Below are 14,682 nucleotides of genomic sequence, written 5' to 3'. Positions count from 1 at the left end.
AAGCGCATGAAAGGAACAGGAGGCATCCATGAATCGCACCAGGACTTCCAGAAGGGGCGGAAGAAGCATCCGCAGCTATACGGCGGAGCCGGCACAGCAAGAGAATAACGGCCATTCCCCTGAGGTGGGCAAATCCTCAGAAGGGGGCATGCCCGCTTCGAGAGAGCTTGAGCAGATCCTGGACCGGATTAAGCAGGAGTTCGGGGACAGCTCAGATATTGTGGTCCGCAGACTGAGGATCGGACAAAAAACAACCAAGCATGCTGCCCTGGTCTATATGAATGGACTCGTAGACAACAAGACGATCAACGAGTTCGTTACAGGCTCATTACTGGACACCCAAGAAGACGACCTTGATCCGGGGGACACGGAAGGATGGATCCAATTCCTTGTAGACCGGGCAATTGCCTCGGGGGAGGTCCAGGTGATAACCGAGTGGAAGGATATGCTGCTCACTATTTTGTCAGGGCATTCGGTTCTTGTTCTGGATGGATGTGAGCAGGTAATATCTGTGGGAACGCAGGGGGGAGAAGCCCGTTCCATTACAGAGCCCACCTCTCAGTTGGTCGTACGGGGTCCTAAGGACAGCTTCGTGGAGTCTGTCGTGACCAATGTGTCACTGATTAGGCGCAGGATTAAGTCTGCGGATGTCCGGTTAGAGAACATGAAGATCGGCAGTATCACCAATACCCGGGTGTCGATCATGTACATTCAGAATATTGCCGAGAAGCGGCTGGTTGATGAGGTGCGCCAAAGACTTGAGAAGATTGATACCGACTCCATTCTGGAATCGGCGTATATCGAGGAATTTATTCAGGATCATACCTTTACCCCTTTCCCTACGATCTTCAATACAGAGCGGCCGGACGTGGCTGCAGGGAACCTTGTGGAGGGCAGGGTAGTTATCTTGATCGACGGAACTCCGTTCGCATTAATCATGCCGGCATCCTTTCCCCAGTTCTTCCATTCTGCTGAGGATTATTCCCAGCGGTTTGACATTAGTATCCTTATGAGATTGGTCCGGTATGTGAGTTTTGTGGTGCTCATTCTTGGACCCGCCATCTATATCGCCTTGACTACCTTTCACTATGAAATGATTCCAACCCAGCTGCTGATCAGTCTGATGGCCCAGCGTGAAGGGGTGCCTTTTCCGGCCTTTGTAGAGGCCGTGCTCATGGAGACGGCCTTCGAAATTCTCAGGGAGGCGGGTGTACGCATGCCGCGGGCGATTGGACAGACCGTGTCTATCGTAGGCGCTCTTATTCTCGGACAGGCGGTTGTTGAAGCCGGCATCATCACACCCGTCATGGTTATTGTAGTGGCGCTCACAGGGATTGCCAGCTTCGCCATTCCTGCCTACAATCTGTCTATTGCAGGGAGACTGGTCCGCTTTTTCTTCATGATCCTCGCGGGGATGTTCGGTTTCTACGGCATTACCCTTGGCCTCATTGTGCTGGTTGCCCACCTGAACAGCCTGCGGTCGTTCGGTCTGCCTTACTTGACTCCGCTAAGTCCATTCGTGCTGTCCAGTCAGAAGGATACGGTGCTCATCTTCCCATTCTGGGCGCTGCGAAAGAACGGATCCGTCCAGAATCCGGGTTCTGCGAAGAATAGCAAGGCGGCGGACGGCCAGAGCTCGGGACAGAACCAGAACCAAAGCTCGGGACAGAACCAGAACCAGAACCAAAGCTCGGGACAGAACCAGAACCAGAACCAAAGCTCGGGACAGAACCAGAACCAAAGCTCGGGACAGAACCAGAACCAAAGCTCGGGACAGAACCAGAACCAAAGCTCGGGACAGAACCAGAACCAGAACCAAAGCTCGGGACAGAACCAGAACCAAAGCTCGGGACAGAACCAGAACCAAAGCTCGGGACAGAACCAGAACCAAAGCTCGGGACAGAACCAGAACCAAAGCTCGGGACAGAACCAGAATCAAAACCAGAACCAGAACCAGAACCAGAACCAGAACCAGAACCAGAACCAGAACCAGAACCAGAACCAGAACCAGCCGCTCAACCCGGATGATGAGCGAAAGGCGGAGAATAAGCTCCAAGCCGAGCCGCTCGGGAGTCAGACAGGCGGGAAGCCCGGCAGGTGGGGCAAGGCCACTCACGAGCTCTCAGATAATGACCCGAAGTCTTCCAATAGCACAGAGGGAGGGAATCAGACATCATGATCAGAAGATGGATGGGGTTGACAGGACTCGTCGTGGCTCTGGTGCTTCTCTCCGGCTGCTGGGACAGTATTGAGCTGAATCGGCGGGCGGTGGTATCCGGCATGGGTATCGACCTTCAGCAGGGGGAGAAGCCGAAGTATAAGGTATCCCTTCAGGTAATTATTGCGGATGAGATCTCCGGGAAATACAGCCGGGGCGGTTCCCCTGTCTCCGTGTACTATGGCGAGGGAAGAACAATATTTGAAGCCGTTCGCGAAGCTTCACGCAAGGTTCCAAGATACCTTTCTTTGGGGCATATTAATGCCCTCATTTTCTCCGAAGAGCTTGCGAGGACCGGAATCAAGGATGTGCTGGATTATGTGGAGCGTGATGCCCAGATTCGAACAACATCCCAGGTGTACCTGGCAAAGGGTCAGGAGGCCGCGGATATGGTGAAGCTCATGACGCCAATTGGCAAGATCCCGTCCAGCGACCTGTCTCAGAAGTCCCAGGCGTCCTCCATGCTGCTGGGAAATACCTACAGGGTGGAAATTGACGATGTAATCCGGGCACTTCAGGTCCATGGAGGCGGTCCTGTCATTAACGGGGTCCGGATTGAAGGTGATCTGGAGACCGCTCCCACCAAGGCGAATATTGAGCAGATCAACACACCTGCGATCCTCCAGGTTGAAGGAGCAGGACTCTTCGCCGGCGATAAATTAATGTCCTGGCTGAGTTTGAACCAGAGCCGGGGGCTCGTCTGGGTAAGCGACAAGATTAAGCAGACAGCGCTGGTAACCGGATGTCTCGACCAGAAAGGGTACATTGCTTACGAGATCATCCGTTCCCGAACCAGGGTGAAGGCCCAGCTTAAAGATCCGGAGCATCCAGTCATTCAGATCTCAGTTATGCCGCAAGCCGCGATAAAGGAAGTGAATTGTGGCCTGGACGTCAGTAAAAACGCTGTATTGAATCAGCTCCAGGAAGAGCTTAATAAAGTAATCAAGCAAGAGATGCAGGCTGCGGTGGATGAAGCACAGAGAATAAAGAGCGATGTGTTCGGCTTTGGCTCGGTCATCGAACGAACCAATCCAAAAGTGTGGAAAAGCCTGGAGCCCCGATGGGCAGATGTATTTGCGCGCCTAGAGGTGGAGTACAGCGTTCAGTCCGTGATTCGATACTCCGGTATGAGAGACCGCTCTTATCAGAGCAGCCAGACCACAAAGGAGGAGTAGCTGAAGTGGAAAAGAACCGTATAACCTCCTTTCAATTTTTCTCACTGATGCTCCTGTTTCAGCTTGGAACCTCACTGGTCGTTAATTTGGGTATGCGCGCTGGAAAAGATGCCTGGATCTCCATCCTGCTCGGGATGGGATATGGTCTTCTGCTCTTCGGAATATTCGTGTTCCTCTACAAGCTATTCCCTGAAATACTTCCAACCACATATGTCCGTAAACTGCTGGGCAAGCATGTGGGCTGGGTCATCGGCTTGCTATATACCGTATTCTTCATCTACCAGACTGGCCGCGACCTGCGCGATGGCGGTGCCCTGGTTCTGTCCACAGCACTTAAGCAGACGCCGTTAATTGTCGCCAATGCGTTGATGATTATGTCCGTGGCCTACGCCATCCATAAGGGGATTGAGGTGCTCGCCAGAACGGCGGTCATCTTTGCCGTTGTCGTTGTTCTGATTGGGGGCTTCAGCACAATTTTGCTTGTTTTATCGGGAGTTATTGAAATAGAGCGTGTCTTCCCGGTTCTAGGAGAAGGGCTTCGACCTGTGCTGGAGACATTTATTCGTCAAAGCTACGCATTCCCGTTCAGTGAGATTATTACCTTCTCCATGATTCTGCCTTATCTGGGAAATGCGAAGACGGGGGTAAAAGCCGGCTATATCGCAATCCTGGTGTCGGGCATTATCCTAAGCTACACCTCGGTTATTAATGTGGCGGTGCTTGGAGTGGATATGGTTCAGCGTTCCCCGCTGCCTCTAATGACGACAATCAGCAAGGCTTCAATATCTGATTTTATCCAGCGCAACGATATTCTGATTGTTATGACTTTAATCATAGATGACTTTTTCAAGGTGGCTGTGTATTTCTATGTTGCTCTGGTAGGAACCGCGGACCTATTCAAAATGGACTATCGCAAGCTGATCTATCCGATGGCCCTGCTGGTTCTGTTTATTTCACTAGTGGTGGCAAAAAGCCTGCCCGAGCATCTGGAAGAAGGAGCTATCATCCTGTACCGTTTCACCCCCTTGTTCTTCGTAATTATCCCGCTGATCCTGTACGCTGCGGGGTGGATATACAAGATTCGTAAGGCTTCAGGCGGCGGGCAGGGAGCAGATGCCGAGCAGACGCAGAGCGGCGGACAGCAAGGAGATTCGGAGCAGACACAGAGTGGCGGGCAGGGAGCAGATGCAGAGCAGGCGCAGGGTGGCGGGCAGGGAGCAGATACGGAACAGGCGCAGGGTGGCGGACAGGGAGCAGATGCGGAGCAGGCACAGGGTGGCAAGCAGGGAGCGGGTGCGGAGCAGGCTCAGAGCGGCGGGCAGGGGGCGGATGCGGAACAGGCACAGGGTGACGGGCAGGAAGGCCAGCAGCAGAAGCCTAAGTGAGATGGAACGGGCTTGAGCTCCCTCCCGAAGGTCTGACGCCCAGCGACCCCTTGGGAGACCACTAAGCCGCTCCAGCGGGCTCAGACTGAGCCCCGTTTCTTCCGCCGCTTCGCGATCACTTTGATGAGATCAGGGACCAGCCAGCCTGCGAACAGAGCGGCTATCATCAATTGTTCTGATCCCGCGAGCAGCTGATATCTTATATTATACAGCGTGTTCTGCCACTGCTGGCCTGTAATGAAATCCATAAGCAGCATCATGCCCAGCGAGAGAACAGACAGCATAGCGATAACCGCATACCTTTTTAACATGATGATCAGCCTCCTTAGATTACTTCCCCCGGAGCTACGGGCCTCTCAATATTATGTGAGGACAGAGAGGCGGTCATTCAGCCAGGGAAGGGAGCTCCATTGACACAGGTTCATTTTATATTTATACTTATTCTAAATACAATCAAGGGAATGAGTAAGTATGAAGTCACTGAACCTAACTACACAGCGCCGGGCTGTATATGAAGTGGTCCGGAATTCAAATGATCATCCTACGGCAGCCGAGGTTATGAACCGTCTCGTCGAGCGTGGACATAATTTCGCTTACGGTACCGTATATAATTCACTTAGATATTTGACAGACAAAGAAATGATCCGGGAGCTTAAGCTCGGAGAGGCTGCGAGCCGCTATGATGCCAAGCTGGACGATCATCAGCATATTATTTGCGAGGTATGCGGGCGTGTAGATGAAGTGATGACCCAAATTCCGGACGCATGGAGTGCTGAGGTTGCGAAGGAGACCGGGTACCATGTCCACCACGCGCATGTCGTATTTGGGGGGGTATGTGCACAATGTCATCAGAAGAAATAAGGACAGCGGTACCCGGCCTGCAGCCGGAGTTCTGTCCGGTTACACAGCGGGTGATTGTGGTAAGTCCCCTTCCCCGGGGGCTTCATGAACTGGTGCGCGATCTGTCGGACGGCTGCTTCGACGTGATGGTATTCCATCATCTGGAGCAGGGAATCCGCAATGCCCAGTCTGCCGATCTGCTTATTCTTGATCTCACAGCCTACCGGGAACAGGAAGATGAAGCGGTACTGAAGAACTTGATGCTGCAGCATACGGAAGAGATTCCTACCCTCCTGCTGATTAAGGAGTCCATGCTGCCCCTGGTGGATGAGCGCCTTCGTCAGCAGGAGCTGCTGGTATGGCCGGCCAGACCTCAAGAGGTGTTGTACCATGCTCAGCGTATTATTCGGACCAGTACGAAGAAAGCGCCAGCCTCCCTGCTCCTGAGCGGCACATCCCCCGCCATCTATAAGGATCTGTGGATTGACCGCAAGAAGATGTCCGTCTACCGGGACGGGACACGCATTGAGCTGACGAAGACGGAATATGATCTGCTCTTGAAGCTTCTGCTTAGTGATGGAGCGGTGCTGACCCGGGAGGATTTGCTCAGTGATATATGGGATACTTCATTTCTGGGCGGAAGCAACGTGGTTGATGTCCATATCAAAAGCTTGCGCAAAAAGCTGGGCGACCGGGCCTCCAATCCAGCCTATATCGCCACGGTACGAGGTGTAGGCTACCGGATGGCCGACTAGGTAATGGCGAGAACGATCCAGGAGGTTCCATCCGAGGATTGGACTGACTGGCTGATACATCCACGTAATCTTGAAATAATGGCGTCACGGATTCTCAGATCTGTGGCGCCATTTCTTATTACCGGGCACTGGCCAGGACTTAGATAACGGCATCGCTTGTGTCATTACTGAGCCCATGGATCGCCTGCAGTTAGAAACGGAGAGCGTGGGCTGACGAGGGCCCCAGGCTTTTAGTTAATCTGGAGCATATTAAAAGCTGCGATTAACGGAAAGAATACCTTAGAACGATTTACATCCTTTTCGGTCTCGTATAAGCTGATAGCAGTAGGCAAGCTGTGGTGTAGGCGTTGGGGGGAGAACGATGGCAAGAAGACTTGAGGGAAAGAGAATCGCACTTACAGGTCCCAGGAAAGCACAGGAGCTTGGCAAGCTGGTCGAGAATATGGGGGGAATCCCGCTGCTTCGACCGGCACAGGGAACGGTGTTCCTTGACCATGCGGATCTTCGTGACGGACTGACCGTCTGGATGGAGAATCGTCCGGATTGGGCCATATTTACGACTGGTGTCGGTCTGGATGCTCTATTCGAGACGGCTGAAGATATGGGGGTTGCCGGGGATTACTCGGATCTCCTGCGTAATACCATGATCGCTGCGAGAGGTTACAAGACCGTGAACGGACTTAAGAAACGGCAGCTTGAGCCTATGGTAAGAGATGATGATGGCAGCACGGAGGGATTGATACGGGCCTTCTCCACTCATAATCTCCAGGGCAAGACGGTGATGATCCAGCTTCATGGTGATCCCGCACCCAGGCTGATCAGCTGGCTGGAAGAGCAGGGTGCGAAGACGATGCAGATCCTCCCTTATCGTCACATTCCACCTGCGGACGAGAATCTGGAGCTTCTGTTAGCCGATCTTCTTGGGGGGCGGATTGATGCGGTTACCTTCACAAGCACGCCGCAGGTCAGATTCCTCATGGATTATGCGGACCAAAGCGGACGGTTAACCGAATTAATCGGAGCGCTTAGCGGGCCGGTTGTAGCCGTAGCAGTTGGGAAGGTTACGGCGCAGGGGCTTGTGGAAGCCGGAATTCCGAGGATTGTTGCTCCCAGAGAGGAACGGATGGGGAGCATGATGGTAGAGCTGGCCAAATATTATGCCGGAGAAAGCCAGCCATTTTATAAGCGTGGAGACGAGTTGAACTAGGTACAGATTGTTCCTGTGATGATAAGATCCCTTGCGTGAGGAGATGACCTATGAATAAGAAGAAGGCGCTGTTAATCGGGGACTATACGCATCCCAAGTTTCACCCTCTGCAGGGTGTGGATGCGGAGATCACCCATACCCTGCAGGACTATCTCAGTGTGCAGTGCAGTGAGAATAATCATATGTTCGAATATAACAACCTCGGTGCATTTGATCTGTGTATATCCTATCTGGACAGCTGGACAGAGAAGCTGTCGTTGAAGCAGACCGGAGGCCTGCTGTCTTTTGTCAGCGGCGGCGGGGGTCTGCTAATCTTGCACAACGGTATTATTATGGATAACCGTTACGAGCTGGCTCAGCTCATCGGAGCAAAGCACACCGCCCATCGCTCCAGACAGACTCTGGAGCTTCGAGTGACCGGGCCGGGGCATGATGTTACGCGGGGGATTGAAGGCTTCAAGATCGAGGATGAGCCTTACCGCTTCGAATTCGACCCTTTTACGGAAAAGACGGTTCTGCTTGAGTACACAACGACTGATGGTGAATGGCATCCCGCAGCGTGGGCGCATTCCTACGGCCTGGGGCGTGTTGTATATTTGATGCCGGGTAACGACCAGCCTGCATTCCAGCATCCTGTGTACCAGAAGCTGCTGCTGCAAGCTGCGAAGTGGGCTGCACGGGTGTCTGGATAGGCAGCCGAAGAACCAGGATTAATTTGAGGGTTCATGATAGACAAACCGTGTTATACTGAACAATAGAGAAAAGGCCGGAACGCCTGGCAAAGGCGGATCGGTCTTTTGTTTGTAGCGGAAGTCCTTGGTACAATAAGTGTAGGCCAGGTATGAGTAACAGGACCTAGGGCCATACACATGAGGAAATGGTTACCCTTTCTTAAGCTGTACCGGTGTACAGTGGAGGGCGGGGCTGAAGTCCGGTGGTTGGCCGGACTATCTGAATTATGAGGTGAATTGATTTGACGACTTTTCAAGATTGGGGCTTTCTGCCCGCCTTTTATGATATTTTGCAGGAACAGGGGATTGTGAATCCTACGCCTGTGCAGGAAGCGGCGATTCCAAAGCTGCTTGCGGGACATGACTTGATTGCCCAGGCCCAGACGGGTACAGGGAAGACGCTTGCGTTCCTGCTCCCGATTATGCACAAAATTCGACCAGAGGTGGACAATGCCCAGGCTCTTGTCATTACACCGACCCGGGAGCTCGCGATCCAGATTACCGCTGAAGCGCGCAGGCTTGCCGCCGGACGTGAAGGGGTGTCTGTGCTGGCCGCATACGGAGGACAGGATGTGGAACGCCAGCTGCGCAAGCTTGCGGGTGGCTGTCAGCTCGTCATCGGGACACCGGGGCGTCTGCTGGATCATATGAGACGCGGGGCCCTTAAGCTGGACAAGGTCAGAATGCTGGTGCTTGATGAAGCGGATCAGATGCTGCATATGGGATTCTTCGAGGAAGTTGAGACCATTATGCGCTCCATCCCGAGAAGCCGTCAGACGATGCTCTTCTCGGCAACGATGCCGGAGAAAGTCAGGAATTTGGCCAAGGTCTATATGAAAGAGCCGCAGGATGTCCGGATTGCCTCCAAGCAGGATCATATCCCGCGCGGGAATATCCGCCAGCTGGTCATTGAATGTACAGACCGCACCCGGGAGGACGCTCTTGTTGATATGATGGAGCGCGATCACCCCTATCTCGCTGTAGTCTTCTGCCGGACCAAGGTTCGGGCCAAGGCGCTGAATCAAGCCCTGCAGGAGAGAGGTTATATCTCCGGTGAGCTGCACGGCGATCTCTCCCAGGCGAAGCGTGAGCAGGTCATGCGCTCTTTCCGGAGTGCGAAGCTTCAGTTCCTTGTGGCTACGGATGTGGCGGCCCGCGGAATCGACGTTGAAGGGGTAACCCATGTCTATAACTATGATGTTCCTCAGGATCATGAGAGCTACATCCACCGGATTGGCCGGACAGGCCGTGCGGGAGAGAAGGGGCTTGCGGTGACCTTCGTGGCCCCGAAGGACATGCCGGAGCTGCGGGATATCGAGCGCGGCATCAATCAGCGGATTGATCGGGAGCGCTATGAGCCGTCAAGCCATTCGTTCACGGCAGTGAAGAAATCCTCGGTGAGCCACGAGGAAGGCGAGGGCCGCTCGTCGAGATCAGGCGGGGAGCGGGAAGGCTCCCGCCGTGGTGAGCGCAGCGGAGGCCGAAGCGGCGGACGCAGCGGTGGCCGCGAGCGCAGTCAGGGCGGCCGTGGTGGTCGCGGAGGCAGCGGCGAGCGCGGCGATGGACGCGGCCGCAGCCAAGAGGGCCGCGGCGGACGCGAGCGCGGCAGTGCCGAGCGCAGCGGCGGGGCCCGCGGAAGCGGGCACGGCTTCGGCGGCGAGCGCAGCCAAGGTGGCCGCGGCACGGGCAGCGAGAGCCGCGGGCAAGCCAGCGGCCGGCGCAGCAGCTCCGCCGGCCGGAGTGACGCGCCGCCGTTCCCTGGCGGCGGCGATTCCCGCGGGCGCGGCGGCTCGAAGCCGCGCCCGGGCGGGTCCGCCCGGCAGGCCGGCCAAGGCGGCCGTGCCGGCGGCAGTGACCGCAGCCGCAGAGGCGGCAAGCGGTAGGCCCTTGCATGCAGCCGGCTCATCTCATTGAGCCGGCTTTTGCTTGTGTGCAGCCGGTCGAATAAGGCACGACCGGTCTATTCCTTGCGCGGCTCTAGGGCCGAGCTGTGTCCGCCCGGTGGGGCGTCAGCCGCTTCGCCGTTCCTGGCCGCTGTTCATGTAACCTTTTATCGCATGCATCAGTCTAAATATAGTACAGAGAACCGGATCACTCCGGACGACAGGAGGAACCACAAGGAATGAGAAATTCATGTGAAGAGATACAATCCCGTGAGGCCAAGCCTCGCATGAGAAGCCGGGCGGCCCGTCTGGCCCTGGCAGCGTCCGCGTTAATGCTTACAGCTGCCTTGCTCAATGGCTGCGGGGAAGATAAGGCAGCGCCGGGCACCCAGAGTCCAGAGTCCTCTTCTAACGGGCAGACAGCAGAGACGGAACAGGGGAAGGTTACGGAACCTGCCGTAGCTCAGCCTGAATCTTCGGGAACACAATCGGGGCATACTAACGGGGGAACGGAGGAGCCGGATGGCCCGAAGCCTGAAGGCCAAAGTGAAGACGTGAAGACGGCCGCAACCGATCCGGAGAGCGAAGCGGTCCTGGTGAACAAGCAGTTTGGTCTGCCGGACGACTACGAGCCGAACGACCTTGTATACCCTGATGTTCCGTTCACGTTCAGCGAGAAGATCGACAAGCGCAAAATGCGCAAAGAGGCTGCCGCAGCTCTGGAAGAGATGTTCGCAGCTGCCAGGCAGGATGGGGTCCATCTGGCGGGGGTATCCGCCTACCGGTCCAAGAAGACACAGACGAGTCTGTTCAATCGTTACGTGAAGAAGGACGGCCTGGAGAAGGCCAAAACCTACAGCGCAGTACCCGGTTACAGCGAACATCAGACAGGCCTCGCTATTGACGTGTCCGGTAGCGATGGGAAATGTGCGGCGGAATCCTGCTTTGGAGGAACCAAGGAAGCCGAGTGGCTGAAAGAGCATGTGCAGGAGTATGGCTATATCGTCCGGTATCCTGAAGGCAAGGAGTCGATAACCGGCTATAAATACGAGCCTTGGCATATCCGTTATGTCGGCAAGGAGATTGCGCAGGATGTGACCAGCAAAGGAATTACGCTCGAAGAATATTATGATGCTGTAGAGGTATCCGGGACTCCATAGCAAGTAGTCTATGATTCATCCATCAATCCTATGGGTTATGAAGGTATGTACACGCACAACTCATTCAATCATCCAAAGGAGGCAGTACCATGTCTGAATTAGAACATGCTGTTAACAAGGAAGGCGAAGTTGCGCTGAATAAAGTAGATGATGCGTTGGACCGGATGGATCAAGGACAGAAGGATGAGATTTTGAATAATTTCCAATCCTTCAAGAAATATCTTTCTGAGCGAATTGAACTTGCTCAAAACATTGGACTTAGCGAAGAGACAATAGCTAAGACGGCTGAGAAAATTGCGGGTTACCTCGCAGCGAACGAAGAGCCGCGCAACCGTGAGGAGAAGCTTCTGCAAGAGCTCTGGAAAGTCGGAGATCAGCAGCAGCGCCATCAGCTTGCACACCTGCTCGTTCGTCTTGCACAAGCAGAGGGCTAAGCTGTTACAACTAATATCTAAATGCAAGAGCAGCTCTCCTTCATCCGAGGAGCAGGCTGCTCTTTTTACATTCCGGCGGCTGAATCCTGTTAAATTCATGCAGAAGGATACTATAGGTGAATGAGAACCTGTCTCTGCATTTGGGAGCCTCGGGCGGACGGATAATGGATCAATAAAGCTCCGATTGATTAATCTCTGTAGAAGCGGAGACTTGAAGCACAGATGATCACCCCAGAGGTGGGTGGACTCCCAATAAGAAGAATATGTTGACGGGATCGTAGATATATATGAAAAAAAGACATTGACACTGATAATGATTATCAGTATCTTTAAATATGAAGTTGATAATGGTTATCATTTGGCTCAATTGAGAATACAGCTTACCGGAGAGGGAGAATGATGATGGTATCTTTACAGACCTCACACTTGGATATAGCTTACGAAGACCGATTAATCGTTGAAGATTTGAATATACAGATTCCTGAAGGCAAGATTACAGCTCTTGTGGGAGCGAATGGTTCCGGCAAATCGACAATTCTTAAGACCATGGCCCGGATTATGCAGCCGAAGGGCGGCAGTGTGATTCTGAACGGCAAGTCTATTCATAAACAATCCACCCGCGAAGTAGCCAAGCAGCTGGCCATTCTTCCGCAGAATCCGACTGCCCCGGAGGGCCTGACTGTGTATGAGCTTGTCTCCTATGGGCGGTTCCCTTATCAGAAGGGATTTGGCAGCTTGAGAAGCGAGGATAAGCAGGTCATTGAGTGGGCAATTGAAGCCACAGGCATGCAGGAATTCAGAGACCGGCCTCTTGACCAGCTGTCGGGCGGGCAGCGTCAGCGTGCCTGGATTGCGATGGCTCTGGCTCAGGAGACGGCGATTCTGTTCCTTGATGAGCCTACTACTTTCCTCGACATGGCCCACCAGCTTGAGGTTCTTCATCTGCTTGAACGGCTTAACGCGGAAGCCAATCGCACGATCGTTATGGTCGTGCATGATTTGAACCATGCGGCACGTTATGCCAATCACGTCATTGCCATCAAGAAGGGGCAGGCCATAGCTTCAGGTACTCCTGAGGAAGTCGTAACCCAGGATGTGCTTCGTGAGGTGTTTGGAATTGAAGCTGATATTGTGACGGACCCTCGCAGCGGCGTGCCCCTGTGTCTTCCGTATGATCTTGCTTCCCGCCCCCATGAGCTTAGACCAGCCAAGAAATCCGCTGTCCGGCCAGCGGGTGTGGGCATGAGAGCGGCATCTTCAAGATAGCCTGGAATATTAGCCAGGTCACAGGAAGGCAGGGACATTTGTGAAACTCAATTATGAACAGTTCGAGCAGTTGTTCAACATCGTAAGAGAAGAGCCTCATGATGCGGTTCTAAGCATTCAGGCTTCTGACCTCCTTAAGGAAGATCAGGCTATAGATTTCCTTAAGGCCTTTCAGGCAGAGATCAAAGGGCAGGACTTGCAGGTCGCTTCCACCTACTTCGCTTCGGCATGGCGCGGAGTATGTGTTGTATTTCAATACATGATCTCTCTAAGTGAGACGCGATTGGATCTCTCGTTGACCAATTTGTCCCTGCATATCAGCCGGAAGAAAGGTTACCCGGCCCTATTCTTCCTGCTTCAAGATGCGGCTGAACATCCTTGGCCTGCACAGGAACGGGACCGCTTGAGAGCAGATGCCCTTGAGGGCTTCTACAGGGATACACTGCGCCCGGTGTTCGGGATGCTGGCAAATGTATCGGGGCTTCCGGCGGCCCAGGTCTGGGGACAGCTGCCGCTTGGTGTTGCCTATTACATCAGGCATATTAGTGGTGAACTGGAACATGAAGCGGATCGTCTCCGTCTGCAGGAAGACCATGAGTATTTGATTAAGGGCGTGGATTCCTCCGTCTTTGGCCTTAGCAGAAATCCATTTAACTACAAGCCCAAATGGATTGAAGATCTATATAATCCAGGTCAGTTGTCGCAGATGAAGCCCACCTGCTGCCTGGCTTACCGGACGGATACGGGGCATGGATACTGCTATTCCTGTCCCAAATTAACCCGTGAGCAGCGGGAAGAAAAGGCGGCGTCCATCAGGGCCGCGGTGAAGTCTTCATAAAGGATCGGACTGCGCAGCAGCGGTCCTTTTTCTTTTGCCGTCCTATGAATTGCACCTGTGCGCGCGTTCTCGTATCATGAGAAGGAAGGCGTACAAACACAGTCCGGTTGGTAGTCCGGACCTCTCTATGGCACAGAAGCGAGTCATCCGCTTTGGCCGTTCGAGAGCAGTAACCTTCCCCCCTCGGGATGTCCTTCGCTTTCGGATGAACAGAGGGGGTTAACAGGTATGACGTTAACAGTGTATTACGAAGGCCGGTATTGGGTGGGTGTGGTGCAAGAAGAGGAAGAAGGCAGATTACGGGCTGGCCGATTCATATTCGGCACCGAACCGGCTGATGCCGAGGTGCTTGAATTTATTAGCAAGCATCTAACTTCACTTATGGAATCGATGACAGCCGAGGTGGAGGGTAAGCTGATGCCCACACGCCGGGTGAATCCCAAGCGGCTTCAGAGGCTTGCAGCCGAGGAGAGCAGAGCGCATGGCGCCGGAAGTTATGCCGATCAGGCGATTAAGCTGCAGATGGAGCAGCGGAAGCGGCTGAGGCGGGTGGTCAGCAAGGCACAGCGTGAGGAATTTAAGGAGCGCAAGCGGGAAATCGTGCGGCAGAAGGCCAAGGACAAGCATAGGGGCCGTTAGCTCGTCATTGTAATCTTGTATGCTTCGTGTTAGTGGAATAAGCCGCCTCCCTCATGGGGAGACGGCTTATTTCACATAGAAGGAGATCACGTCGTATCAGCGCGAGCCTTCTTGTCTTTGCTCTTGTCCTTGCTTTTCTTCGTTCTCATTC

Annotated in this window: 14 protein-coding genes; 13 read left to right on the top strand and 1 reads right to left on the bottom strand. The window is 53.9% G+C overall.

What is annotated here, in order from left to right:
- The first annotated feature begins 28 nt into the window (after positions 1-28).
- The 3 genes from LDO05_RS17070 to LDO05_RS17060 are packed head-to-tail and all read left to right on the top strand — an operon-like array spanning position 29 to position 4,778.
- Positions 29-2,179 carry a spore germination protein gene (locus tag LDO05_RS17070; RefSeq protein ID WP_251376509.1) on the top strand — a complete coding sequence of 717 codons (2,151 nt, stop codon included), beginning with the start codon at positions 29-31 and terminating at the stop codon, positions 2,177-2,179.
- Positions 2,176-3,393, top strand: a complete 1,218-nt coding sequence (locus LDO05_RS17065) for a Ger(x)C family spore germination protein (RefSeq protein ID WP_251376508.1) — start codon at positions 2,176-2,178, stop codon at positions 3,391-3,393. The genes LDO05_RS17070 and LDO05_RS17065 overlap by 4 nt, the downstream gene beginning before the upstream one ends.
- Before the next feature lie 5 nt (positions 3,394-3,398).
- On the top strand, positions 3,399-4,778 hold the full coding sequence (locus LDO05_RS17060; protein ID WP_251376507.1) for a GerAB/ArcD/ProY family transporter: 1,380 nt from the start codon (positions 3,399-3,401) through the stop codon (positions 4,776-4,778).
- Positions 4,779-4,858: 80 nt separating this feature from the next.
- On the opposite strand, the gene LDO05_RS17055 is transcribed toward LDO05_RS17060, so the two are convergent.
- Complete coding sequence (locus tag LDO05_RS17055; RefSeq protein WP_251376506.1) at positions 4,859-5,089, bottom strand: YczF family membrane protein; 231 nt, start codon at positions 5,087-5,089, stop codon at positions 4,859-4,861.
- A 160-nt stretch (positions 5,090-5,249) separates the two neighbouring features.
- On the opposite strand from LDO05_RS17055, the gene LDO05_RS17050 reads away from it, so the two are divergent.
- The 10 genes from LDO05_RS17050 (at position 5,250) to LDO05_RS17005 (ending at position 14,531) form a co-directional block, all read left to right on the top strand.
- On the top strand, positions 5,250-5,639 hold the full coding sequence (locus LDO05_RS17050; RefSeq protein WP_251376505.1) for a Fur family transcriptional regulator: 390 nt from the start codon (positions 5,250-5,252) through the stop codon (positions 5,637-5,639).
- Positions 5,621-6,373: a winged helix-turn-helix transcriptional regulator gene (locus LDO05_RS17045; protein ID WP_251376504.1), complete on the top strand. Its 753-nt coding sequence runs from the start codon at positions 5,621-5,623 to the stop codon at positions 6,371-6,373. The genes LDO05_RS17050 and LDO05_RS17045 overlap by 19 nt, the downstream gene beginning before the upstream one ends.
- A gap of 361 nt (positions 6,374-6,734) precedes the next feature.
- A complete protein-coding gene (locus LDO05_RS17040) occupies positions 6,735-7,580 on the top strand; it encodes a uroporphyrinogen-III synthase (RefSeq protein WP_251376503.1) in 846 nt (281 codons plus the stop codon).
- A 50-nt stretch (positions 7,581-7,630) separates the two neighbouring features.
- Complete coding sequence (locus tag LDO05_RS17035; protein WP_251376502.1) at positions 7,631-8,272, top strand: ThuA domain-containing protein; 642 nt, start codon at positions 7,631-7,633, stop codon at positions 8,270-8,272.
- 281 nt (positions 8,273-8,553) lie between these two features.
- A complete protein-coding gene (locus LDO05_RS17030) occupies positions 8,554-10,194 on the top strand; it encodes a DEAD/DEAH box helicase (RefSeq protein WP_251376501.1) in 1,641 nt (546 codons plus the stop codon).
- A 287-nt stretch (positions 10,195-10,481) separates the two neighbouring features.
- On the top strand, positions 10,482-11,354 hold the full coding sequence (locus LDO05_RS17025; RefSeq protein WP_481857065.1) for a M15 family metallopeptidase: 873 nt from the start codon (positions 10,482-10,484) through the stop codon (positions 11,352-11,354).
- An 89-nt stretch (positions 11,355-11,443) separates the two neighbouring features.
- On the top strand, positions 11,444-11,788 hold the full coding sequence (locus LDO05_RS17020) for a DUF3243 domain-containing protein (RefSeq protein WP_251376499.1): 345 nt from the start codon (positions 11,444-11,446) through the stop codon (positions 11,786-11,788).
- A gap of 402 nt (positions 11,789-12,190) precedes the next feature.
- A complete protein-coding gene (locus LDO05_RS17015; RefSeq protein WP_251378769.1) occupies positions 12,191-13,054 on the top strand; it encodes an ABC transporter ATP-binding protein in 864 nt (287 codons plus the stop codon).
- Between the two features lie 40 nt (positions 13,055-13,094).
- The gene (locus tag LDO05_RS17010; RefSeq protein ID WP_251376498.1) at positions 13,095-13,892 is read left to right on the top strand and encodes a (2Fe-2S)-binding protein; all 798 of its coding nucleotides are present in this window, start codon (positions 13,095-13,097) and stop codon (positions 13,890-13,892) included.
- Positions 13,893-14,120: 228 nt separating this feature from the next.
- Positions 14,121-14,531 carry a YjdF family protein gene (locus LDO05_RS17005; RefSeq protein ID WP_251376497.1) on the top strand — a complete coding sequence of 137 codons (411 nt, stop codon included), beginning with the start codon at positions 14,121-14,123 and terminating at the stop codon, positions 14,529-14,531.
- Positions 14,532-14,682: the final 151 nt, after the last annotated feature.

The organism is Paenibacillus sp. YPG26, assembly GCF_023704175.1.
GTDB lineage: Bacteria > Bacillota > Bacilli > Paenibacillales > Paenibacillaceae > Fontibacillus.
Note: the sequence above shows the minus strand (reverse complement) of the source record. Positions and strands in the feature narration are given on the sequence as shown.

Coding starts and splice junctions, on each gene's coding strand:
- LDO05_RS17040 (WP_251376503.1), top strand. CDS start 6,735: ATGGCAAGAAGACTTGAGGGAAAGAGAATCGCACTTACAGGTCCCAGG.
- LDO05_RS17070 (WP_251376509.1), top strand. CDS start 29: ATGAATCGCACCAGGACTTCCAGAAGGGGCGGAAGAAGCATCCGCAGC.
- LDO05_RS17065 (WP_251376508.1), top strand. CDS start 2,176: ATGATCAGAAGATGGATGGGGTTGACAGGACTCGTCGTGGCTCTGGTG.
- LDO05_RS17005 (WP_251376497.1), top strand. CDS start 14,121: ATGACGTTAACAGTGTATTACGAAGGCCGGTATTGGGTGGGTGTGGTG.
- LDO05_RS17035 (WP_251376502.1), top strand. CDS start 7,631: ATGAATAAGAAGAAGGCGCTGTTAATCGGGGACTATACGCATCCCAAG.
- LDO05_RS17025 (WP_481857065.1), top strand. CDS start 10,482: ATGAGAAGCCGGGCGGCCCGTCTGGCCCTGGCAGCGTCCGCGTTAATG.
- LDO05_RS17055 (WP_251376506.1), bottom strand. CDS start 5,089: ATGTTAAAAAGGTATGCGGTTATCGCTATGCTGTCTGTTCTCTCGCTG.
- LDO05_RS17020 (WP_251376499.1), top strand. CDS start 11,444: ATGTCTGAATTAGAACATGCTGTTAACAAGGAAGGCGAAGTTGCGCTG.
- LDO05_RS17045 (WP_251376504.1), top strand. CDS start 5,621: ATGTCATCAGAAGAAATAAGGACAGCGGTACCCGGCCTGCAGCCGGAG.
- LDO05_RS17015 (WP_251378769.1), top strand. CDS start 12,191: ATGGTATCTTTACAGACCTCACACTTGGATATAGCTTACGAAGACCGA.
- LDO05_RS17050 (WP_251376505.1), top strand. CDS start 5,250: ATGAAGTCACTGAACCTAACTACACAGCGCCGGGCTGTATATGAAGTG.